At 72.4% G+C, this 23,375-nt stretch carries 15 protein-coding genes; 5 read left to right on the top strand and 10 right to left on the bottom strand.

The genetic code is table 11. The annotated features are described in order from the left end of the window. Positions 1–19: 19 nt before the first annotated feature. The 8 genes from ACLQ29_RS34190 to ACLQ29_RS34155 all read right to left on the bottom strand — a co-directional run bounded on the left by ACLQ29_RS34190 (position 20) and on the right by ACLQ29_RS34155 (position 15,891). Positions 20–2,008 (bottom strand): amino acid adenylation domain-containing protein, encoded by a 1,989-nt coding sequence (locus ACLQ29_RS34190; protein ID WP_425775499.1) that lies wholly within the window; start codon positions 2,006–2,008, stop codon positions 20–22. Beyond that, positions 2,005–4,887, bottom strand: a complete 2,883-nt coding sequence (locus tag ACLQ29_RS34185; protein WP_425775498.1) for a type I polyketide synthase — start codon at positions 4,885–4,887, stop codon at positions 2,005–2,007. The genes ACLQ29_RS34190 and ACLQ29_RS34185 overlap by 4 nt, the downstream gene beginning before the upstream one ends. Continuing rightward, positions 4,884–8,339: a non-ribosomal peptide synthetase gene (locus ACLQ29_RS34180; RefSeq protein ID WP_425775497.1), complete on the bottom strand. Its 3,456-nt coding sequence runs from the start codon at positions 8,337–8,339 to the stop codon at positions 4,884–4,886. The genes ACLQ29_RS34185 and ACLQ29_RS34180 overlap by 4 nt, the downstream gene beginning before the upstream one ends. Next, positions 8,339–8,605: a phosphopantetheine-binding protein gene (locus ACLQ29_RS34175; RefSeq protein WP_425775496.1), complete on the bottom strand. Its 267-nt coding sequence runs from the start codon at positions 8,603–8,605 to the stop codon at positions 8,339–8,341. Before ACLQ29_RS34175 ends, ACLQ29_RS34180 begins: the two co-directional genes overlap by 1 nt. Next, complete coding sequence (locus tag ACLQ29_RS34170; RefSeq protein ID WP_425775495.1) at positions 8,605–10,860, bottom strand: beta-ketoacyl synthase N-terminal-like domain-containing protein; 2,256 nt, start codon at positions 10,858–10,860, stop codon at positions 8,605–8,607. Before ACLQ29_RS34170 ends, ACLQ29_RS34175 begins: the two co-directional genes overlap by 1 nt. Beyond that, on the bottom strand, positions 10,853–14,080 hold the full coding sequence (locus ACLQ29_RS34165; protein ID WP_425775494.1) for a non-ribosomal peptide synthetase: 3,228 nt from the start codon (positions 14,078–14,080) through the stop codon (positions 10,853–10,855). The genes ACLQ29_RS34170 and ACLQ29_RS34165 overlap by 8 nt, the downstream gene beginning before the upstream one ends. Positions 14,081–14,245: 165 nt before the next feature. Next, the gene (locus ACLQ29_RS34160; RefSeq protein ID WP_354974201.1) at positions 14,246–15,085 is read right to left on the bottom strand and encodes an aminoglycoside phosphotransferase family protein; all 840 of its coding nucleotides are present in this window, start codon (positions 15,083–15,085) and stop codon (positions 14,246–14,248) included. Between the two features lie 5 nt (positions 15,086–15,090). Beyond that, a complete protein-coding gene (locus tag ACLQ29_RS34155) occupies positions 15,091–15,891 on the bottom strand; it encodes a LuxR C-terminal-related transcriptional regulator (RefSeq protein ID WP_425775493.1) in 801 nt (266 codons plus the stop codon). 388 nt (positions 15,892–16,279) lie between these two features. Between ACLQ29_RS34155 and ACLQ29_RS34150 the strand changes: the two genes are divergently transcribed. The 4 genes from ACLQ29_RS34150 to ACLQ29_RS34135 all read left to right on the top strand — a co-directional run bounded on the left by ACLQ29_RS34150 (position 16,280) and on the right by ACLQ29_RS34135 (position 19,971). Next, positions 16,280–17,527 (top strand): MFS transporter, encoded by a 1,248-nt coding sequence (locus ACLQ29_RS34150; protein ID WP_425775492.1) that lies wholly within the window; start codon positions 16,280–16,282, stop codon positions 17,525–17,527. A gap of 297 nt (positions 17,528–17,824) precedes the next feature. After that, complete coding sequence (locus ACLQ29_RS34145) at positions 17,825–18,427, top strand: TetR/AcrR family transcriptional regulator (protein ID WP_425775491.1); 603 nt, start codon at positions 17,825–17,827, stop codon at positions 18,425–18,427. Between the two features lie 32 nt (positions 18,428–18,459). After that, positions 18,460–18,921, top strand: coding sequence for a cupin domain-containing protein (locus ACLQ29_RS34140; protein ID WP_425775490.1), 462 nt, complete (start codon positions 18,460–18,462; stop codon positions 18,919–18,921). Between the two features lie 99 nt (positions 18,922–19,020). After that, entirely contained in the window at positions 19,021–19,971 is a 951-nt protein-coding gene (locus ACLQ29_RS34135; RefSeq protein WP_425775489.1) for an alpha/beta hydrolase, read from the top strand. Positions 19,972–20,449: 478 nt separating this feature from the next. Here the strand turns inward: ACLQ29_RS34135 and ACLQ29_RS34130 are convergent, their stop codons facing one another. Continuing rightward, on the bottom strand, positions 20,450–20,923 hold the full coding sequence (locus tag ACLQ29_RS34130; protein WP_425775488.1) for a MarR family winged helix-turn-helix transcriptional regulator: 474 nt from the start codon (positions 20,921–20,923) through the stop codon (positions 20,450–20,452). A gap of 224 nt (positions 20,924–21,147) precedes the next feature. On the opposite strand from ACLQ29_RS34130, the gene ACLQ29_RS34125 reads away from it, so the two are divergent. Beyond that, positions 21,148–22,083, top strand: a complete 936-nt coding sequence (locus ACLQ29_RS34125) for an NADP-dependent oxidoreductase (RefSeq protein WP_425775487.1) — start codon at positions 21,148–21,150, stop codon at positions 22,081–22,083. A gap of 252 nt (positions 22,084–22,335) precedes the next feature. Here ACLQ29_RS34125 and ACLQ29_RS34120 read toward each other — a convergent pair whose 3' ends face one another. Then, a complete protein-coding gene (locus tag ACLQ29_RS34120) occupies positions 22,336–22,671 on the bottom strand; it encodes a hypothetical protein (protein WP_425775486.1) in 336 nt (111 codons plus the stop codon). Positions 22,672–23,375 lie beyond the last annotated feature (704 nt).

Genomic DNA, 23,375 nt, shown 5'->3' with positions numbered 1-23,375 from the left:
CTCCTGCGCTCCCGACGCCCTACGCCGAGAGCGACCCGACCCGTACCGGCCGGCGAACCCGGGCCGGCGGGGCGGGCAGAGCCCTGCGGTCGACCTTGCCGTTGGCGGTGGCGGGCAACTCGGGCAGCACCACGTGGCGCAGCGGCACCATGTGGTCGGGAAGCTGCTCGGCCAGGAACGCCCGCAGCGCCGCCTCGCTCACGTCGCCCGCGTCGGCGTGCCGCTCGGTCACCACGTACGCCACCAGGGTCGGGGCCGCACCCAGGTCGTCGCGGAGCAGCACCACGCTGTTCGCGACGAGCGGGTGACTGTTCAGCACCGACTCGATCTCGCCGAGTTCCACCCGCTGCCCACGGATCTTCACCTGCGTGTCGATGCGCCCGCCGTAGCTCAGGTAACCCTGCGGTGACCACCAGGCCAGGTCGCCGGTGCGGTACACCCGCTGGGGACGCCCGGCGACGTGCACGGTGCCGAACCGCTCGGCGGTCAGGTCCGGCCGTCCGGCGTACCCCCGGGCCAGGCAGTCGCCGCCGACCACCAGTTCCCCGGGTACGCCCAGCGGAGCCAGCGCACCGTCGTCGTCCAGCACGTATGCCGTGACGTTGGTGATCGGCCTGCCGATCGGGACGGTGGGGTCCGGTTCGGGTCGGCGGCACGGCCAGGCGGTGACGTCGATGGCGGCCTCGGTGGGGCCGTACAAGTTGTCCACCCGCACCATTGGCAGGGTGGCGGTGAGCTTGTTGACGAGCTTCGGCGGCAGGGCCTCCCCGCTGCAGATCACCCGGCGCAGGGCTGCGCACGCGGCGACCCCGGGCTCCTCGACGAACAGGGCGAGCATCGACGGCACGAAGTGCACTGTGGTCACCGCCTCGCGCGCGATGACGGCGGCCATCTCCTGCGGGTCGCGGTGCGCCTGGGCCTCGGCCGTGACCAGCGTCGCGCCGGCCAGGAAGGCCCAGAGCAGTTCCCACACCGACACGTCGAAGGTGTACGGCGTCTTCTGCAGCACCACGTCGCCGGGCCCGATGCGGTACTCCTCCTGCATCCACGCCAGCCGGTTGGCCAGCGACAGATGGGTCATCTGCACACCCTTCGGCGCCCCGGTCGACCCCGATGTGAAGATGACGTACGACAGCCCGTCCACCACCTCCTCCGGCGCGCGGTAGCCACGCCAGTCGACGGGCAAGGCGGGCAGGTCGGCGCCGACCAGTGGTCGCACCGGAACGGCCGGGGCTCCGCCGCTGCCGAGCGCGGCCCGTCCCTCCTCGTCGGCGAGCGCCAGCGCGGCGTCGGCGGTGGTGAGCATCAGGTCCAGCCGGGCCCTCGGGTGGGACGGGTCCAGCGGCAGGTACGCCGCTCCGGCCAGCAGGACACCGAGCACCGCGACGACCATCTCCGGGCTCCGCTCGGTGCACAGGGCGACGACCGAGCCGGGGCCCACGCCCTCGGCGCGCAGTCGCCCGGCCAGCCCCGCCGCCTCGTCGAGCAGGTCCCGGTAGCTGCGGTCGCGTCCCCCGCCGCGCAGCGCGACGGCGTCCGGGGTGCGCTCCGCCTGCCGGCAGATCGCCTCGTGCACGGGTGTCCGGGGGGCCGCGGTCGGCGCGGGGTTGAAGCCGAGCAGCGTGGCCCACTCCCGGGGACCGACGAGCACCGCCTCGCGCACCGGGCGGTCGGGATGGGTGGTGAGCCATCCGCTCAGGGTGTCCAGTCGTTCCTGGAGGTGGATGGGATGACAGTGGCCGCCGGCGAGCCAGACCGGCACCGAGCCCACCGTTCCCGCCGCCCCGCCCGGTGGGCCGGGTGTCACCAGCACCACGTCCACCGGGGACAGCTCGGGTGACGGTGTCCGCGTCTGCGCGCGTACCTCTGTCAGTGTGGTGTCCGGGTGCACGCGCAGCGTGTGGTCGCCGTGCGGGCCGCGCACCGTTACCGACGTCGCGCCGGAGAGGCGGTGGGCGAGCACGGCCGCCACCGCTGCCGCGTGTGCCAGGTCGGTGTGGCCGGTCATGCCGTCACCAGCTCGGCCAGGACGCGCGGCGTGGGTCGCGCGGACAGTTTCTCCATCGGGATGCGGACGGCGAAGCGGCGCTGCACCTGGTTGACCATGCGGATGAACAGCAGGGACTCACCGCCGACGGTGAAGAAGTCGGTGTCCGGCCCGATGTCGGGCGAGCCGAGCAACCGGCCCCACAGCGCCACGATCTCGCCCACCACAGTGCTTTCCCCGGTAGCCGCGGGAGGCGGCGACGGTTCGGCGGTGTCCGGGGCCGGTGGCGGTGTCGCCTCCAGCCAGTGCCGGGTACGGGCGAACGGGTACGTCGGCAGCGCCACCCGCCGCGCCGGGGTGTCGCCGCGCACCGCCGCCCAGTCCACCGTCACTCCGGCCGTCCACAGTCCACCGAGCCCGGCGAGGACGTCGGCGGCGTCGGCCCGCGGCGTCGGTCGCGGCTGTGTGGCGAACCCGGGCACCCCCCGTCCCTGCGGCGTCTGCCGTGCCATGCTGGTCAGCGCGGTGCCGGGACCGACCTCGACGAGCACGGGGTCGGGTAGCTCCAGCGCGGTCAGCAGGGCGTCGTGGTAGCGCACCGGGCTGCGCAACTGTGCCGCCCAGTAGCCCTCGGCACGCGCCTGGCCGGTGTCGAGCAGCGTGCCGTCGACGCTGCTGACGACCGGGAGGGTGCGGGGTCGATGGGGCACCCGGTCGGCCTCGACGCCGAGCAGCCGGGCCGCGTCGGCCATCATCCGGGTGTGGAAGGCGCGCTGCGCGGGCAGCGCGCGACAGGGCACCCCGGCCGCGTCCAGGCGTTCACGGAACGCGGCGAGCGGGGCCGGCGGCCCTGCCACGACGGTAACGTCCGGCGCGTTGCGCGCGGCGATGTCGAGGTCGGCCAGGCCCGCGAGGTGTTCCTCCACGGTGCGCGGCCCGGCCAGCACGACCAGCAGGTGACCCTCCGGGGCGTCCTGCATGAGCCGGCCCCGGATGGCGACCAGGCGCAGCATGTCGTCGTCGGCCAGCTCACCGGCGAGCGCGGCGGCCGGGAACTCACCAACCGAGTGGCCGATCATCGCCGCCGGACGGACGCCCCACGACAGCAGCAGCCGGCCGAGCGCCACCTCGTACAGGGCCAGGGCCGGCTGGGTGACGTCCGTGCGGTGCACGACACCGTGCGGGTCGTCGTCGACGAGGACGTCCCGCAGGTCCAGCCCGAGGACAGGGGCCAGCAGCTCCGCCCCGTGGTCGAGGTCGGCCCGCACCGACGGGTAGTGGTCGTAGAGGCCCCGCGCCATGGCGGGAAACTCGGCGCCCTGCCCGGGGAACAGGAAGACCACCCGGGGTCGGCGGGCCGCCGCGCGCACCCGCGCCCGACGCAGCCCGGCGAGCGCCGCCGGGACGTCCCGCGCGGCCACCGCCACCCGGTGCGGGAAGTGCCGGCGGTACGTCTGCGCCGTCACCGCGACGTCCCGCACGGACAGGTCGGGGCGCTGCCGCACGTACTCGTGCACCTGCTCGGCGGCCGCGCGGACCGCCTCCGGGGTCCGCGCGGACAGCACGATCAGCTCGGCGGGGCCGTCGGCGGCCGGTGGCTCCGGCGGGATCGGGCCGTCGGCCTCCTCCAGCACCAGGTGCGCGTTGGTGCCACCCAGACCGAAGGCGCTGACCCCAGCGCGGCGCGGACCACCGGCGGCCTCCCACCCACGGGCGACGGTGTCCACTGTGAACGGTGTCGACCCGTCCAGCAGCTCGGGCCGGGCCTGCTTCAGGCCGGCGAGCGGCGGGATCTGCCGGAAGTGCAGGGCCAGCGCCGCCTTGATGAGACCGGCGACACCGGCGGCGGCGTCGAGGTGCCCGACGTTGGCCTTGACCGAGCCGATCGAGCACTGTCGCTCGCCGCGACGGAACACCTCGGTCAGCGCGGCCAGCTCGATGGCGTCGCCGACCTCGGTCGCGGTGCCGTGCGCCTCGAGGTAGCCCACGGTCGCCGGGTCGACGGCGGCGGAGGCGTACGCGCGGGTCAGCACGTCGACCTGCCCGGCGATGCCCGGCGCGGTGTAGCCGACCTTCATCCCACCGTCGTTGTTCACCGCCGACCCCTTGATCACCGCGTACACGGTGTCCCCGTCCCGGCGGGCGTCCGCGACGCGTTTGAGCACCACCAGGGCGACCCCGTTGCCGGGCACGGTGCCGTCGGCCGCGGCGTCGAAGGGCCGGCACGTGCCGTCCGGCGACAGGATGCCCTTCGTCTCGTAGAGGTACCCGGCCTGCTGCGGCACGGCCACGCAGACGCCACCGGCGAGCGCCACGTCCGAGTCGCCGCCGCGCAGGCTCTGGCAGGCCAGGTGCACCGCCACCAGCGACGTCGAGCAGGCGGTCTGCACGGTGATGGCGGGCCCGCCCAGGTCCAGCCGGTACGCGATCTTCGCGGCCAGGTGGTCCTTCTCGTTGCCCAGCACGACCGACAGCAGCCCCTGCGACTCGACGACGTCGGGCTGGGCGAATACGTGGTGCAGCGCGTAGTAGTTGAACCCGGCCCCGGCGAAGACGCCGACCCGACCGAACGGCCGCTCGGTGGCGAGCCCCGCCGACTCCAGCGCGGCCCACGCCGTCTGCATCAGCAGCCGGTGCTGCGGGTCCATCGTCTCCGCCTCCCTCGGAGTGATGCCGAAGAAGGCCGCGTCGAACAGGTCCGGGTCGGCCAGGACGCCGCGCGCCGGCACGTACGCCGGGTCGTCGAGCCGGTCGGCGGGCACCCCGGCGGCCAGCAGCTCGCCCCGGGTCAGCGCACTGACAGTGGTCTTCCCGGCGACCAGGTTCGACCAGTACTCCCAGACGTCGGCGGCGCCGGGGAACCGACCGGCCAGGCCGACGATCGCGATGTCGTCGTTCATGAGGGTGCGCCTGCTCTCTCGGTCTGCGCGTGCAGATGCTGGGCCAGCGTCTGGACGGTCGGGAAGCGGTAGAGGTCGGTGAGCGGGATGGTCCGGCCGGCCAGCCGCTCCTGGAGCAGCCGGCGCACGATCGCCAGGCGCAGCGACTCACCGCCGACGTCGAAGAACGCCTCGTCGACGTCGAAGTCGTCGGTGCCCAGCGCCTCCGCCCAGGCGCCCGTCACCAGCTCCTCGAACTCGGCCAGCGACGCCGAACGCTGGGCGGGAACCCGGGCCGACGCGGCCGAGGTCTCCGGCGGCGCGGCCGAGGTCTCCGGCGGCGTGGCCGAGGTCTCCGGCGGCGTGGCCGAGGTCTCCGGCGGCGCTGTCGGTTGGGCCAGCGCGCCCAGCGCCCGCAGATCGACCTTGCCGTTGCGGTCCAGCGGGAACTCGGTCACCGTCACCCACTGCTGCGGCCGGGCGTACGGGGCCAGGTCGGGCTCCACCGCGCGGCGCACGGCGGCCACGTCGACGCCGTCCGGGTCGGGCTTGAGCGCCGCGCAGAGGCGTACCCCGCTCGCCGGGTCACCGGTGGGGAACACCACGGCGTCGCGGACGCCCGGTTGCGCCCGCAACCGGCGCTCGACGTCGACCGGCTCCACCCGGTGTCCGGCGATCTTCACCTGGCGGTCGTTGCGGCCCAGGAAGCGCAGTTGGCCGTCGGCGCCCCAGCGCACCAGGTCCCCGGTGCGGTAACGGCGTTCCCCGTCGTGGCGCACGAAGGAGGCGTCCGTCCTCGTCGGGTCGCCCAGGTACCCGTCGGCCAGACCGGTGCCGCCGGCCAGCAGTTCGCCGACGGCGCCCGGTGGGACGAGACGACCCGACGCGTCGACGACGGACAGGTCGGAGCCGTACACCGGAGCACCGATCGGCAGCGGGTCGGGCGTCGCGTCGGCGTGCTCGACGGAGTACGTGGTGGTGAAGGTGGTGTTCTCGGTGGGGCCGTACCCGTTGGTCAGGCGCAGGCCCCGGCAGGCCCGCAACACCTGGCGCACGTGCGGCGGTGACACCACTCCCCCGCCGGTGAACAGCTGCCGCAACCCGGCGAACGCGTCCGGACGGTGGTCGGCGACCAGGTGGAACACGCCCGAGGTGAGCCAGGCATGGGTGACCCCGGCGGTGCTCAGGACGTCGGCCAGCCCGTGTGGCGTCGGGTCCTCCGGCGGGAAGACCACCACCGTGTCGCCGGTGGCCAGGGGCACCAGCAGCTCCAGGGTGGACGCGTCGAACGCCAGCGGGGACAGCCGCAGCATCCGCATACCCGGCCGCTCGGCGAACATCCCCGGGTCGTCGGCCAGTCGCAGCACCGCCCGGTGCGGCACGACGACGCCCTTGGGCACGCCCGTCGAACCGGACGTGAAGGAGACGTACGCGGTGCGCGCCGGGTCGCTCGGCGCCGCCTCGACCGGGTCTGCCCCGACGGGCGTCCGCGGATCGACGAGCGGGCAGTCGACGACTCCCGGCCAGGGCTCGCCCGCACCGAGGCGGGCCCGCGCCGCGACGGTCGCCGCCAGATGGGTACGCCACTCGGCGGTGGCGTGCTGGTCCACGGCCACGTAGTGCGCGCCGAGTCGCAGCACGCCCAGCACCGCTACCGCCTCGGCGGCCGAGCGGGGCACCTCCAGGAGAACCGCGTCGCCGGCACGCACCCCGTGGCCGTGCAGGAGACGGGACTGCTCGACCGCGGCGTCGTGCAGGTCCCGGTAGGTGAGCGTCAGCCCGGTGTGCGCGTCGACGAGCGCAGACCGCTCGCCCGCCGACTCCGCGTACGCCGCGAACCGGTGCCACACGTCGTCGGCGGTGTCGTACGTCCCGCCCGCGCCCAGCTCGCGCAACCGGGCGCGCTGACCCGCCGAGAGCGTGGTGACGTCCCGCACCGTCGCGTCCGGGTCGGCGGCCAGCTCCCGCACCGCCGCCTGGAACGACTCGACCAGTTCCCCGGCGTCGGCGGCGGTCAGCAGGGCTGTCGCGTACTCCAGCGCGAACCGGGGACGATCCGACCACGACTGGAGGTAGAGCAGGGCGTCGAACACCGCGCCGGCGCAGTGTCCCTCGTGCACCCGCCAGGTACGGTCGCCCACCACCAGCTCGTCGGGCACCAGCTCGTGGTGGGCGGCGAAGCCGAGCTGGGCCAGCGGGTTGCGGCCCGGGTCGGTGCCGGCGCCCAGCGCGGAGACGACCTTCTCGAACGGCACGTCGGCGTCGGCGACCGCCGCGGCCAGGGCGTCGGCGATCCCGCGGACGAACTCCCGGACGGTGCTGTCGTCGGTCGCCGCGCAGCGGACCGGGACGACCCGGGTGCAGAGACCCACCAGGCGGTCCATGCCCGCCTCGAACCGGCCCGCCGCCGGCACCCCGAGCACCAGGTCGTCCAGACCGGCGCGGCGGGACACTGTCAATGCCCAGGCTGCCAGGGCCACCGACGTGACGGTCACCCCGCACTCTCGGGCCAACCCGGTCGACGCCTCCGCCGCCGCCTCGTCGAGGTGGAAGCGCAACCGGGCGCCCCGCCCGTCGGCCTCGGCGACCGGCGGCAGGTCGGTGGGGAGCGTCACCGTCCACGGCGCCCCGTCCAGCCGCGCGGCGACCCGGGTCAGGGCGGCCTCCAGCGCGCCGGACGACTCCTGCGCGGCGAGCCGGGTGCCGACCCAGTCCGGCGACGGGGCCGCCTCGGCCGGGCCGTCCCCGGCGTAGAACTCGGCGAACTCCCGCGCGAACAGTCCGACGCTCCAACCGTCGCTGACCGTGTGGTGCACCAGCATGGTGAGCAGGTCGCGCCGACCGGTTCGGGTCAGCACGAACACCACGGGTGGCTGCGCGAAGGGGCGCAGCAGTCGCGCGGCGGCCGGGCCGTACAGGTCGTGCACGGCGCGTACCGCGCCGTCGTCGGGCAGCGTCTGGTGCAGTAGGCGCGGCTCGTAGGGCGCCGGCAGCACGATCCGGGCCTGGCGGGGGTCGCGGACGAAGCGTGTCCGCAGCGCCTCGTGTCGGGTGGTCAGCTCGCGCAGCGCCCACCGGACCCGGCCCGGGTCGAGGGGCCCGTCCGCCTCCACGGTGAACATCAGGTGGTACGGCGCGTCCTGCTCCAGCAGGTGCGCGGCCAGCATGGACCGCTGACCCGGCAGCAGCTCCCGCTCTGCCGGCCGCCGTGCGACGACGGGTGGCGCGGTGTCGACGAAGTCCACGGCGCCGGCGAGGGCCCGGGCCAGCGGCAGCGCCGACAGCAGGCGGGCGCTGTCCACGTCCGCCCGCAGCTCGCGCTGACCCAGCGAGACGAGGGCGATGGCCTGGAACGAGGTGCCGCCCAGGGCGACGAACGACTCGGTGGCGGCCACCGCGCGGACCTGCTCGGGGGTGCCGCCGAGCACCCGTGCGGCGAGCGGCGCCCAGGCGGCGAGGTCGGGGGCGACCATCAGGCGGTCTCCGCCGCCGGACGCTCCAGCGGCACGTCACCGGCGACGGTGCGCAGGTCGGCGAGGCGGGGGTTTTCCAGCACGTGGCCGAACATGACCGCGAGGTTGAGTTCCTGGCGGATCAGGGTGCTCAGGCGCAGCGCGCTGAGCGAGTGGCCGCCGAGGTCGAAGAAGTCGTCGTCGTCGTCGACGGTGTCGACGCCGAGCACCTCCATCCACAGCTCTTCGAACTCGGCCACCCAGGTCCGGTCTTGTACGTCGCGCATCAGTGTCGCCTCTCTGTGGTCGGGTCGGCTCCGGGTGCGTCCAGGTAGTGCCGGGTGGCCGCGAAGGGGTAGGTGGGGGCGGGCAGCCGGCGGCGGCCGGTGTCGTGCACGGGGTCCCAGGCGTCGGTGAGACCCAGCTGCCACAGCGCGCCGACGGTCGCCAGCAGGCGGGCGTGCCGGTTGGCGGGAAGTGCCGGCTGATCGGCGTCCAGGTGCGGGGTGACGCTGGTGCCGACCTCGATCCAGAGCACCGGGTCGGGCACGTCGGGGGGCGGCGTCGACGTCGGGGGGCGGCGGGCCGCGGCCCGCCAGAAGGCGGTGTCGTCGGGCCGCCCGTCGATGAGCAGGGGCAGCGCGGCGGGGTGCAGGCGGACCCCGGGGTCGTCGGTGTCGCGCAGCAGCGCCAGCGCGTCCGCGAGCGACATCACCCCGGCCACGACGGCGGCGGCCACCGCGCCGACACCGTCGCCGGCCAGGGCGCGCGGGGTGACGCCCCGGCTGCGCAGCGACCGGGTCAGGCCGACGCAGGCCAGCAGCCGGTCGCCGCGTTCCCGGACCGAATCGTCCAGGTCGTGGCCACGCAGCAGCGCGACGCCCTCGTCGACGGTCCGCCGGTACACCGGGTCGGCGTCGTAGTTGGGCCGGTTGCCGGTCACCGCACCGGCCCCGGTGAGGTGCAGCGCCACCCCGCGCGCCCGAGCCGTCGCGTCGACCTTGCGGACCCGGGCCACCCCGTCGGTCACCCCGGTCAGGACGGCGGCCCGCCAGGGCAGCTCGGCGCGGCCGGTCCGCAGTGTGTACGCGAGGTCGGCCAGGTCGCCGGGGGCGGTTTCCGCCGCGAACGCGGTGACCCGGTCCAGGCTGTCCTGCGCCACCGCGGTGGTCTTCGCGGAGACCAGGACGAGCTGCGGGACGTGCCGGCGGGGTCGGGCCGGGATTGGCGCGGCCTCCTCCAGCACCACGTGGGCGTTGGTGCCGCCGATGCCGAAGGCGCTCACCCCGGCCCGGCGTACGCCGTCGACAGGCGCCCAGGGTCGTGCGGTCGTCGGCAGCTCGAACACCGAGCCGTCCAGTCGGATCGCGGGGTTGGGCGTACGGAGGTGGGCGATCGGAGGAATCGTCCGGTGTGTCAGGGCCAGGACCGTCTTGATCAGGCCGATCACCCCGGCGGCGGTGTCCAGGTGTCCGACGACCGACTTGACCGCGCCCAGCGCGCAGGGCGCCCGGTCGGGCCGGGCGGAGTCGAACACCTGCCGCAGTGCCGCCACCTCGATCGGGTCGCCGAGCGCGGTGCCGGTGCCGTGCGTCTCGACCAGGCCCACGGTGTCCGGGTCGACGTCGGCCACCTCCAACGCCGCCGCGATGACGGCGGCCTGACCGGTCGGGCCGGGCGCGGTGAAGCCGGCCTTGCGGGCGCCGTCGTTGTTGACCGCGGAGCCCCGGATCACCGCGTGCACCGTGTCGCCGTCGCGCAGCGCGTCGGTGAGCCGCTTGAGCACCACCACGCCCGCGCCGTCGCCCGGCACCGTTCCGTCGGCGGCGGCGTCGAAGGCGCGGCAGCGACCGTCGGCGGAGAAGATGCCGCCGGGCTCGTGCAGGTGCCCACGCCGGGTCGGCGGGGCGACGGTGGCCGCGCCGGCCAGTGCCACGTCGGCGTCGTAGGTGAGCAGCGCCTGCGTCGCCTGGTGCACCGCGACGAGCGACGTCGAGCAGGCGGTCTGCACTGTCAGCGCCGGCCCCTGAAGGTTCAGCTTGTAGGCGATCCGGGTGGCGGCGAAGTCCTTGTCACTGCCGATGATCACGCCCAGGCCACCGGCCGCCTCGACCGCGCGCTCGTTGGGCCACACGTTGTCCAGCAGGTAGACGTTGAGCCCGGTGCCGACGTACACCCCGACCCGGTTGCCGTCGGCGGCGACCGGCGGGTGGCCGGCGTGCTCCAGGGCCGCCCAGGCGCACTCCAGCAGGACCCGCTGCTGGGGGTCCATCAGGGCGCTGTCCGACGGCGAGTAGCTGAACAGCCGGTGGTCGAAGCGGTCCGCGTCGGTGAGCACCGCCCGGGCCGGCACGAAGGCCGGCCGTTCCACCAGATCCTTGGGTACGCCCCAACCGACGAGCTGCTCCGGCGTGAAGACGGTGACGACGTCGACGCCGTCGTGGACATGTCGCCAGAACCGGTCCAGGTCGCGTTCGGCGCCGGGGACCCGGATGGCCATGCCGACCACCGCCACCGCGGCGCTGTCGTCCAGCTCAGCCACGGCCGGCTCCCACGCCGCGCCGCCGATCGGCCAGCAGGGCGCGGCCCTGGCGGCGCTGGGCCGCGTTGGCGTCCGCGACGACGGGCGCGGTCTGCTGGAGCGCCGCCGCGCAGCCGGCGATTGTGCCGCAGCGGAAGAGGTCGGTCACCGAGACGCCCAGACCCTCCTCGGACATCCGCTGCTGGAGCGCGATCAGCGCGAAACTGTGGCCGCCCAGGTCGAAGAAGTTGTCGTGCAGCCCGACGTCGGGTCGCCGCAGCACCTCGATCCAGCAGGCCCGAATCCGTTCCTCCAGCCCGGTGCCGGCCACTGCGGCCGGTGGCCGCGACGGCGCGGTGGCCGTCCGTGCCGCGCGGCTGTCGGCCAGCAGGCGGGGAAGGTCCACCTTGCCGTGCGCGGTGAGTGGGATGGTCGCGACGGTCAGGATCCGCGACGGCACCATGTACGCCGGCAGTGTCTCGCGCAGGTGCGCCCGCAGGTCGTGCTCGGCGTCCGGGCCGATCCCGTGGACCACGAACGCGACGAGTTCGTCGTCCTCGGCGGCCACGGCGCACGACCGCACCGCGGGGTGGGTGAGCAGGGCGCCCTCCACCTCGGCCAGCTCGACGCGGTAGCCGCGCAACTGCACCTGCGTGTCGTTGCGGCCGAGGTACACCATGCTCCCGTCGAGACCCCACTTCACCACGTCGCCGGTGCGGTACATGACCCCGCCGCCGTACGGGTCGGGCGGGAACCGCGCCTCGGTCAGCTCCGGGTTGTCCAGGTAGCCGTGCGCCACGAGCGCGCCGCCGCAGTACAGCTCGCCGGGCACGTTGAGGCCGGTCGGCCGCAGGTCCTCGTCGAGGACGTAGCAGCGCGCCGACGGCAACGGCACGCCGATGGCACCCTCGTGGACCCGGGGCACGTCCGCGGCCGACGCCTGGAAGATCGTGACGTGGATGGTGCCCTCGGTGATGCCGTACATGTTGACGAACACCGTTTGCAGACCCGGCGCGTCCGCGATCAGCGACGCCAGCCGCGACCAGCTCAGCGCCTCGCCGCCGAGGACGACGTAGCGGATGCGGGAGGTCTCGTCGGGGTCGAGCGCCCGCAGGTACGGCGGCAGCAGCCGGTAGAGCGCGCCCGGGGTCTGGAACAGCACGGTGACGGCCTCGCGACGCACCAGCCGGGCCAGCCGTTCCCGGTCCACCAGGTCGACCCGGTCGGCGATGACCAGCCGGGCGCCGGTGGTCAGCGCGCCCCACATCTCCCACACCGACGCGTCGAACGAGAACGAGCTGGCCGCCAGCCACACGTCGGCGGCCGTGACGTCCAGGCCCGCCGGGGTCGGGCTGTTCAGCGCGTCCAGGCCGCCGTGCCCGACCAGGACCCCCTTGGGTACGCCGGTCGAGCCGGAGGTGTAGATGACGTACGCCGGGTCGTCCGGCCCGGGAAAGGTCTCGTCGAGCACGGAGATTCCGTCGAGGGTGTGCGCGTCGGCCAGGGGGGTTCCGCTGTCGCGGGTGAGCGCCGCGGCCGCCTCTGCGGTCTCCGGGTCCACCACGAGCACCGCCATCCCGGCGTTCGCGGCGATCAGTTCGAGGCGCTGGCGCGGGTAGTCCGGGTCCAGCGGCACGTAGACGCCGCCGAGCTTCCACACGCCCAGGATCGCCGCGACGACCGCCGGTGAACGGCCGAGCAGCAGCCCGACCCGGACGCCGGGGCGGACACCGCGGTCGGCCAGGCCCGCCGCGATCCGCCCGGCCCACCGGTCCAGCTCGGCGTAGGTGATCTCGACGTCCCGGTGGCGTACGGCCACCGCGTCCGGAGTCGCCGCCGCGTGGTCGGCGAAGCGACGCAGCACCGACGGGTGCCTGACCCGCGCCGACGCGAGCGGCGGATTCACCCCCTCGGTGAGCTGCGCCCCCTCGGCCTCGTCCACCATGGACGGCTCCCGCTGCTCCTCGTCGACGATCGACCGCAGAAACGTCAGGTAGTGCGTGAGCAGCGTGCCGACGGTCTCCGCCGTGAACAGCTCGGTGCTGTACTCGGCGCGCAGGAACGGCACGCCGGTGGAGACGTCGAGGGTCAGGCCCAGGTCGAACTTGGTGACGTCGATCTCGACGTCGACCTCGGTCAGCCGTACCCCGGCGAACTCGGGGAACGCGAACGGGAAGTTCTGCACCGTCAGCGAGGTCTGGAACAGTGGCGCGTGGCTGAGCTGCCGCTCCCCCACCGTGGCCCGCACGATCTGCTCGAACGGCACGTCCTGGTTGGCGAAGGCCGCCATACTGGTCCGTCGTGCCCGCTCCACCAGCTCGGTGAAGCTCGGCCGGCCGGACACGTCGAGCCGGATCGGCAGCGTGTTGACCAGGCAGCCGACCAGGCGCTCCTCGGCGTCGTCCATCCGGTTCGCCACCGGAACGCCGACCACCACCTCGTCCTGGCGCGCGTACCGGGACAGCACCGAGGCGTACGCGGCGAGCGTCACCGCGAACAACGTCGCGCCCCGCGCCCGCCCCCACTCCCCCAGCCGCCGCACCAGCTCCGGCTCGACCGGGCGGCGCAGCGCCGCGCCGGTGGTGCCGAGCACGCTCGGGCGGGGGAAGTCGGTGGGCAGCGCCAGTTGTGGCACGTCGACAAGCGCCGCACGCCAGAAGTCGAGGCCCGAGCTGTCCCGCCGCCACGTCTCGTGCTGCCGCCCGGCGTACGCCAGGTAGGACTCGGCCGGCTCGTCGTAGGCGGCCACCGACCCGTCGACGGTGGCGTCGTACTCGGCGGCCAGGTCGCGCAGAAGCAGACCCACCGACCACCCGTCGCAGGCGATGTGGTGCACGAGCACCGCGAGGCCGTGCTCGTCCGGGCCCCAGGAGCGCAGGAAGGCCCGTACCACCGGCCCGTCGGCGAGGTCGAAGGGCTGCCGGGCCTGCTCGGCGACGAGCGTCCGCAGGTGGGCCTCCTGGGTGGCGCGATCGACCCACCCGCCGGCGGTGATGTCGACGTCCACAGTGGGCATCGACGACACCCGCTGGGTGAGGACACCGTCGACCACCGCGAACGTGGTGCGCAGCGCGTCGTGCCGGGCGACCACCCGGGTCAGGGCCGTGCGGAGGGCCTCGGGTCGCAGCGCACCGCGCAGGTGCACCGCGAAGGCCACCACGTACGCCGGGTTTCCGGGCTGGAGCTGATCGAGGAAGTAGAGGCGTTCCTGGGCGAAGGAGGCACGACCGGTACGAACCATGCACCGATCGTGCGGCCCGGCACGTCCCGCGCGGCAGAGCACGTTCTCCTGCCCCACCAGGAAAAGCTCCCGGTCGCGTCGGCGACACGTCGACGCGGGTCCCCGGGCACGGCGCGGCCCCGGCCCGGCGCGGGTTGCCGTCGGACCGGGGCGGTGGTCGGCCGGTCAGTACTCGCCGCGCCCGAAGGCCGCCAGCTCGGCGGAGTGCACGGGATTGCTGACGTACGTGGCGCCGATCGGGGCCGTCACCCGGCACCAGGCGTCGAGCCGGCCCACGTCGATGCCGGCGGCGCTGGCCAGTTCGTCGCGGCGGCGCACCATCTCCGCGCGGTCCAGGCCCTCCAGCACGTAGTCCACTGCGTCGAAGCAGGGGTCACCGGCGCACGCCATCGGGTCGATCGCCACCAGGCCCCTGCCTCCGCCGTTGAGCACGTTGCCGAGGTGCAGGTCCCCGTGCAGCAGCACGGTGTCGGTGGGCACCGCGAACAGGTCGTCGCGCAGCCGCTTGGACCCGCTCAGGTCGGCGCCCCGGCGCGTCGCCGAGTTGAACAGCACGTCGATCCAGTCCGCCAGTTGACGGGGAGCGGCAGCCGGGTCGCCCGCGCCGTGCAGATCGGTGAGGAAGGCGGCGTACTCCCGCGGTGAGGGCGGCTGCGGCATCTTCTCCACGAGGGTGCCGGGGTGGATCGCTTCGAGCAGGACGGCGCCCTTGGCCGACTCCCGCACCGCCGGCACCCGCCCGCTGGAGGCGAACTGGCGCAGCATGTCTACCTCCTCCCGCACGGCGTAGCTGTCCGGGGACAGCTTGAGCACCGCGTCGCCGAGCGGGCCCACGCACCGGAACACCACCGAGGAGTTGCCGGACTTGAGCGGGTCACCGAGAGTTAACTCCCACTGCTCGACGAGGTCGTCGAGCCGCTGGCGCAGCGTGCCCACCCAGCGGTGCGCGGCCCGGCCGAACCGTGGCTCCAGTCGGTTGGCGATCGCGTCCAGGTCCAGGCTCATCCCGCTCACCCCCGCACCGACCGCGCGCCGGCGTACGCGGCCGCGCCCGGCGCCACGACACCACGCCTGCCGGCCAGCAGAACGCTGCCACGAGGCACCACTGGTCGATGGGAGCCGGGCGGCCCGGGGCGCCCCAACCGCGCCCGGCGGGCGACCTCGATCGCCTCGTACCGGTCAGAAACGTTCAATTTGCTGAAGATGGTGGAAATATGATTGCTGACCGTTTTCGGGGACAGATTCAGCTTCGCGGCGATCGCCACGTTGCGCATACCCGAGGCAATCAGTTCCAGCACCTCCCGCTCGCGGGCTGTCAGCTCCGGGAAGAGCTGCTGGTTGCGGGGCTCCCGGCTCAGTTGCCCGATGAGCTTGTCGGCCACCCGGGGGCCGAGGATGACCTCACCCGTCGCGAGGCCCCGGATCGTCCGGACGATGCCGTCGCCCGGGCAGCTCTTGAGCACGTAGCCCCGGGCGCCCGCCCACATGGCCGCGAGGATCGTGTGTTCGTCCTCGACCGCGGTGAAGACCAGCACCGCTGTCGAGGGCGACACCCGGTTGATCTCCTGGATCGTCACTCCCGCCTGGAAACCCGGCAGCTCGACGTCGAGAACGAGCACGTCGGGACGTGTGGCGGTGGCCAGCGCCAACGCCTCCCGCGCGGACGCCGCCTCACCTGTCACGGCGACCTCAGCCGACGGCGACAGCAGGGCGTGCAGGCCCCTGCGCACCACCGGCTGAGCGTCGGCCAGGACCACTGTCACCGCGTCGGGTTGTGTCTCCGCTGTGACTTCCTCCGGATACCGCCTCATGTTCCGAGTCAGTTCCGAGGCCGAGCCAACGCTGACCATCTATCCACCTCACCCCGTCCGAACGGCCCGCGGTGTCTTAGTCGCGCGGGGAGACGCCGCGGTAGCGCCGACCCCGCGTCGTGATGAACATCTACTCACGGCCAACAGAACAACACAAGAAGTGATCCCGGGAACGGGCTCGGTCAGCCTTTTGACCCATCGAAAAACCGAACCAAACTTTCCGTTTTGGCCCTGACGAAGCCGTCCACAGCGGACCTTTTACAGGCGGTCGACGGGCCGCCGACCCGGGAGTCCACGGGGGAATTTCCCGGCCGATCCGGGACGTCGTCCCGTACGCGCTACACCTGTCGCCCTGTCCGCCGGACATCGCCGTCGCCAGGATTGACCCATGCCCTTGTCACGAGTGACGGACGTTCTTGCCGGCCTGGTACCGACCGACCCGCTCCGCAGGAAGCTGATCGCGATCCGACTGGCCGAGTCCATCGGCAAGGGAGTCTTCCTCAGCGGCAGCGTCGTCTACTTCACGCTGCGTGTCGGACTCGACGCCCGGCAGGTGGGCCTGGGCCTGTCGGCCGCCGGCCTGTCCGCCTTCCTCTCGTCGGTCCTGTTCGGTGTGATCGCCGACCGGGTGGGCGCCCGCCGCCTGCTCGTCATCCTGTTCGCCACGCTGGCGGTCGGATTCGGGCTCTACAGCCTTGTCGACAGCGCGACCGCCTTCTTCGCGCTGGTGGTCACCGTCGGCTTCCTCGAGTACGGCACCGGCCCGACCAACGGGGCCCTCATCGGCAACCTCGTGCCCGCCGAGGAGCGGGTGAAGCTCAAGGCCATGATGCGGTCGGTGTTCAACATCGGCTTCAGCATCGGTATCGGCGTGGCGGCCGTCGCCGCCCTCAGCCAACGGCTACTCGTGCTGATCCCCCTCACCACTGCCGCGTTGATGGCCGGCGCCGCGCTGCTCGTCACCCGCCTGCCCGACGTGCCGCCGCGTCCCGCACCGGTGGGCTTCAAGCGTTTCACCGCAGTCCGCGACCCACGCTTCCTCGCGGTGATCGGCGTCTCGACGATCCTCGCCTCGCACGTCAGCATCATCCTGGTGACGATGCCGCTCTGGGCACTCAACCGCACCGACCTGCCGCACTTCCTGATTCCTCTGCTGCTGATCGTCAACACCGCGTTCGTCATCCTGTTCCAGGTGCGGGCCAGCCGGGGCGCGGACACCGTGCACGGCGCCGGTCGGCTCGCCCGGCGCTCCGGCTACTGGCTGGCCGGCGGCTGCGCGGTCCTGGCGGTTACCGCGCTCGACGACAACGTGGTCCTGGCGTCCGTGGCGATCGTCGCCGCCGTGCTGATCCTCTCCGTGGCCGAGGTGATGCAGGCCGCCTCCGGTTGGGGGCTCGCGTTCGGCCTCGCCCCCGAGCACGCTCAGGGCGAGTACCTGGGGGCGTTCGACCTGCACGTGATCACGCAGAACATCATCGGCCCGGCGGCGCTCTCCGGCCTGGTCATCGCCTTCGGCTTCTGGGGATGGCTGGGCATCGCCGTCGCTGCGCTCGTCGCATCGACGCTGATCATTCCAGTCGCCAATCGCAGCGCTGTCACGCTGGTCCGCGAGACGGCCCCGGCCTCCACGACCTGACGCCGCCGAGGCCGAGGTCAATCTCCAACCGCAGGTCCCCGGAGGCCGGGTCCCAAACACGCACCACCGAATGACGAACCTCAGCGCTTGATCGAGCCGCCCGCAACCGTCCGGGACCCGCGTCCCTCGGGCTACCGGGATTGCTACCCGCCCGCGGGCATTGACGGCCGCGCTGGTGCACGCCGGTGGGAGCTGCTGACCGACGCGGGCGGCTCGGGGGCTGTCCTTCGAGCTAGCCGATGTGCGTCGCACCGGCCCGCTGCGTGGCGGTCAGTAGTGGAGCAGTAGTTTTCTGCTGTGCCCGAAGACGGAGGACAGCGGTCGAGGCTGCGCGCCGAGCGCAGTGACGGCATTCAAAACCGGCAGCGGATCCTCGCGACGGCGATGGTGGTCGTGACCCGTGACGGCCTGCAGGTGCCGCTCGCGACGGTGGCGGCCGAGGCCGGCGTCGGTATCGGCACCTTGTACCGCCACTTCCCGAACCGTGCGGCGCTGCTGGACGGCCTGGTCGTCCAGTCGCTGCGCCTGGTCGTGGACGAGCTGCGGGAGGCGGCCGCGCAGGCCGTGACCGGGATCGACGCGGTCCGGGGCTACCTGTTCCGGATGATCGACCGCCGGGATGAGCTGCTGCTTCCGTTGCGGGGCGGCCCGGCGGTGATCAGCGACGAGGCAACCGGCCTGCGGGACGAGTTGCGCCAGACGATCGAGGCCATGCTGGCCCGCGGCGGCGCGGACGGCACGATCCGTACGGGCGTCCGCGCGCTCGACCTGATCTTGATGGCGACGATGGTGGCTCAGCCACTGCCGGGGATTACCGACTGGGACCGGCACGCACGGCGGGCCGCCGGCATCTATCTCGCCGGCCTCGCCCCGCACGACGACGGGCTCGCGCTACTCTAAACGGAGTAATTCATCCGTATAGGGAGACGCCGATGAGCATGCTCTACCTGGCCCAGCCCGAGCAGCAGCAACAACTCGAATGGCTCGACGGCGGCACGCTCGCGCTGCTGCTCGACAGCAAGGCCACCGACGGCCAGCTGATGATGGGCCGCTTCGACGTCAGCGAGGGCGAGGCCCCGCCGTTCCACACCCACACCCGTGAGGACGAGGTCTTCATGCTGATCAAGGGCACCGCCCTGGTGTGGCACGGCGACGAGGAGTACGAGTTGGCCGAGGGCGCTGTCGTGTTCCTGCCCAAGGGCACCCCGCACGGCTACCGCATCACGTCGAAGAAGGCCGACCTGTTGATGATCAACACGCCGGCCGGCATTGAGGGCATGTTCCGGGCGACCGGGCGCGACAAGTCGACCCCGCGCCCGCCTGGCTTCCAGATCAAGCCCAACCCGGCGATCGCCACCGAGTACGGCAACGTCATCGTCGGCCCGCCCCGCTGACCTGCGTCCTTGATCACTCTGCGGGGGCGAAGCCTTGAGCCGGGCATATGTTTAAGCGGACGCATTCATCCGCTTAGCATTCGATCAGGAAGCCGTGACATGACCTCACCACTGGACCCGCAGATAGCCGCCGCCCTCGCCCCGATCTTGGAGCACGCCGGTGATCTCACCCCGCCACCGGCCGGCGACGTCAAGGGCCGTCGTACCGCGCTCAACGGGATGCTTTCCGCGATCAACAACCTGGAGCCCGCAGCCGGCGACGTCCGCACGACCGACTACCACCTGACCACCGCAGACGGGGCCGAGCTGCTGCTGCGCTGGTACACCAAGGACGGTGCCCAGCCCGGCTCGGCCGTGCTCTACTTCCACGGCGGCGGCATGATCCTCGGCAATGTCACGATGTGGGACGGCCCGGTGAGCCGCATCGTGTCCCGCAGCGGAGTCCCGTTCCTGTCGGTCGAGTACCGCCTGGCCCCGGAGCACCCGTTCCCGGTGCCGGTCGAGGACGGTTACGCGGCGCTGCAGTGGCTGCACGCGCACGCCGGCGCGCTGGGCGTGGACCCGGCCCGGATCGCCGTCATGGGCAACAGCGCGGGCGGGGGCCTGGCGGCCGCGCTCTCAATCCTGGCTCGCGACCGCGGCGGCCCGGCGATCGCCCGGCAGCTGCTGATCTTCCCGATGCTCGACGACCGGAACACCGTCACCGACCCGCACATCGCGCCGTATGCGGCCTGGTCCTACGACGACAACATCACCGCCTGGCAGGCCATCCTCGGCTCGAACGCCGGAGGCACCGACGTACCGGCCCTGGCCGCTCCGGCCCGGATCACCGACGCCACCGCGCTGCCGCCGGCGTACATCGAGGCCGGCCAGCTGGACATCTTCCGCGACGAGGATCTGCGCTACGCCATCGCTTTGAGCCGCGACGGCGTCCCGGTCGAACTGCACCTCTACCCCGGCGCGCCCCACGAGTTCGACGTCATCGCCTACGAGAGCGACGCCGCCCGGCACGCCATCGCCGGCCGGGTCCGCCAGCTCCGGTCGCTATAGCCCACATTGTGTAGGCGGTGCGGCGCTGGGCCGGAGACGAATGGTCGCGGGGATCGTGGAGCCTGATCGGCCGGCAAGGCCAACCTGCTGACCACTGCGGCCTGGCCGCACCAGTCGAGACCCGGCTGCGGTTCGCAGGTGAGGCGAGGCACCCGACCCGTGCGGGCAGGGGCGAGGGTGACGGCCCCGCGGTTGCGCCTTGGCGGCACCAGGTGCGATCGCCGAGCAGGGCGCGACCGCCGAGGAGCGTCCGGCGGGGTCACGTCTGATGCGACCTTCCACCCGCTGCTTGAGGCCCTTGCTGCGGAGGTGATCACTGCTTCATGGTCGTTCCACCTCCGTTGGGAGCGGGCGGTTCAGCGAACGAGCGGTCTACCGGTTATCGGTGGGGGCTGGCGGCGGAGGTGGAGCGCATACCGCGACCTTCGACTTGCAGCCAGGTCAGCGGCCGTATCGAGCTCAGTTCGGTGGGCGTCGTTCACCGGCCGTCCAGTTGCTCGCGTACCAGAGCGGCGATGCGGGAGAGCGCGGCGCCGAAGTGGCGTTGCTGTGCAGCGCTGAGCGGGTCGAACACCAGTTGCCTGACCCGCTCGACGTGAGCTGGGGCGCTGTCCTCGACTTTATGCAGTCCGGCGTCAGTCAGGGTCGCGAGGGTGTACCGACCGTTGTTCGGGTCAGGGCACCGGGTGACCCACCCCTGCTGCTCGAAACGAACCATCAGCTTGGACAGCCGTGGTTGCGTGCTGTCGCACTGCGCGGCCAGGTCGCTGAGCCGCATCGTGTGCGTCTCGGTCATGGACAGCCGGGCCATCACGCTGTACTCGAAGTTCGAGATGCCCTCGTCCCGCTGCAACTGGCGGTCCAGCAGCGTGGGCAGCGCGATGACCACGGTGCGCAAGTCCTGCCACAGCTCTTGCTGCTCGTCGTCGAGCCATTGGGGGGTGCCGGTCATACGCGCAGCTTACTTGACTGGGCAACCTGGCACCCAGACGCCTTTCGCTGCTCAGAGGCAGGAACTGACCCGGCCGGTCCTTGTGATGCCGCGCACCTTGACTTGCCTAGGCAAGTCAAGCACACTCGTTCACAGTTGCCCAGGCAAGTGCGGCGGCGTCGCGGCGTCCGGAGATTTCCCCGTTCGCCACGGATCCGACACCCCGAAACCATGAGGAGAGCGCAGTGAAGGCTATTCGCTACCACGAGTTCGGCAGCACCGAGGTCCTGCGCCACGAGGAGGTGGAGCGTCCGGTCCCCGGCGCCGGCCAAGTGCTGGTGAAGGTGGTGGCCACCTCGTTCAACCCCGTCGACGACCACATCCGGCTGGGTGTCCTCGCTGAGATGATCCCCACCCCGCTGCCGATCACCCCCGGCCTCGACGTCGCGGGCACCGTTGCCGAGCTCGGCGACGGAGTCAGCGGACTGCAGGTCGGCGACCCGATCATCGCCATGTTCCCGCTGCACGAGCACGGCGGAGCCGCCGAGTACGCGGTCGTGGCCGCCGACCTGGTGACCGCCGCGCCCCGCAGCATCCCGCTGACCGACGCCGCCGCACTTCCCCTGACCGGGCTGGCCGCACGCCAAGCGGCCGTCGAGCTCGCCGGGATCAAGACCGGCCAGACCGTTCTCGTCAACGGGGCAGGCGGTGCGGTGGGAAGCATCGTGGTCCAGCTCGCCGTCGAAGCCGGCGCGAAGGTGACCGCCGTCGACGGCCCCCAGCATGCCGACCGCCTGAACGGCTACGGTGCGGAGAAGGTCGTCGACCCGCTGGACCTCGACGCAGGCCCGGCCCCTGTCGGTGGTCCCTTCGACGTGGTGGTGAACCACGTACGCCTGGCTCCCGAGGACCTCGCGAAGCTGACCCCCTACGTGGCCGACGGCGGCATCGTCGTCAGCTCCGCCGGCCCGGTGCCGGCCGACGAGGCACGCTCGGTACGCACCGCCGGCGTGTGGGTGGGCCCCGACGCCTCCCACCTGGCCGACCTCGTCTCCCGCATCGACAACGGCGTACTCAAGCTGCACATCGCCGACCGCCGACCGCTGGAGGAACTGCCGACCATCCACCAGGATGCAAGCAACGGCAAGCTGCTCGGCAAGACACTCATCGTCGTCGCCTGACGTCACGTCCACGTCCACCATCGAAGCCCCACTTTGGTGGTGGACGCCGACGTACACGGAGCAGCTCGGCCGGCTGGCCGGCTGGTCGGAGCCGCGGCCGACTCGGCGTCGTTTGTAGTCGTCATGGGCGCGGTGCTCGTAGCCGCCCGGCGACCGGCACTCCGTCTTTCCCGTTCGGAGGGCTGCCATCGGTGACTGCGCGGGCGGTCGGTGGCCCATCGCCCCGCGCCGTCGATCGGCATCACGATCAGATCACGCGGCGACGTACGCCATGCCTCGTCTGCCCACACCTCGCAGATCACGGGTGGTCGGCACTGGCAGCGACCGCACCACCCACTGCTCGACCTCCCGCCGGCAGGAAACCTCGTGCCGCTTCAGCCACTCCGAGAGCTGCCGCAAGCCGATGACCACGTCGGTGTCACGCAGCGCCTTCGGAAGGCCTTTGAGCAACCCGCCCTGGCGGTTACGCGCGATCACCTTCCCGCGTTCCAGGCTCACCTCATAGTCGGCTCCGGCCGCCAGCCAGCCCATGTTGATCTCCTCCTCCCGCCAAGCAGTGGGCGGGATTCTGCCATCCGCGACCGACACTTGAGATCACCGTCCGCCAGGAGTGCAGCAGGAGATCGCGCGCGCAGGCCACCGTCTCCGATGGCGGTGACGCCAACCTCTACGAATACATGCCGGCAGAGCACCTCCACAGTCTGAAGGCCAGCTGCTTCTCCCTGGACGGACGCTTGCCTGGATGCTCGAAGAAGCCGAACGCACCGACGGTCGCGATCTATCGGACTGCCTCAACGTGATGACAAACCAGAACAGTGCGGGGCAGGGCGATGGGTCACGGAACTGGCGGGCGGAGTTAAGGGTTCCAGCAGCGCCTTACACGCCACTTCATCGAAGCCACAGCAATAAGATGAGGGTTTCCGCAACTCACTGACCTGCGGAAACCCTCATTTGCTGTCGGGACGGCCGGATTCGAACCGACGACCCCTTGACCCCCAGTTCTACAACGATCCTGTCACGGCATGCCGGAAGCGTTCGATAGATCCGCAGTTGCGGACAGAATGGCACGCCTTCGTGCCGCCCTCTACTGGCCCATGCCAACCACTCCACGCGGCGAACCTCGATTCGTTACCGGACCCGTTACGGCGGCTGGTCAAGAGCCGTCCCTGTCATCGAGTCCGCGCAGCCCTGTCGTAGACCGCACTTCCCGCAAGCATCCTAGTACGGCAGCCGCCGTTCGTGAGGTGACCTCGGGTCCCGCAGGAATGAGGACGGCCACCGCATGATCGTCT

Origin of the sequence: Micromonospora sp. DT228 (assembly GCF_049841595.1) — a bacterium.
In the GTDB taxonomy this organism is placed as follows: domain Bacteria; phylum Actinomycetota; class Actinomycetes; order Mycobacteriales; family Micromonosporaceae; genus Micromonospora.
The sequence above is the reverse complement of the archived record's forward strand: the minus strand, read 5'-3'. Positions and strand labels throughout refer to the sequence as shown.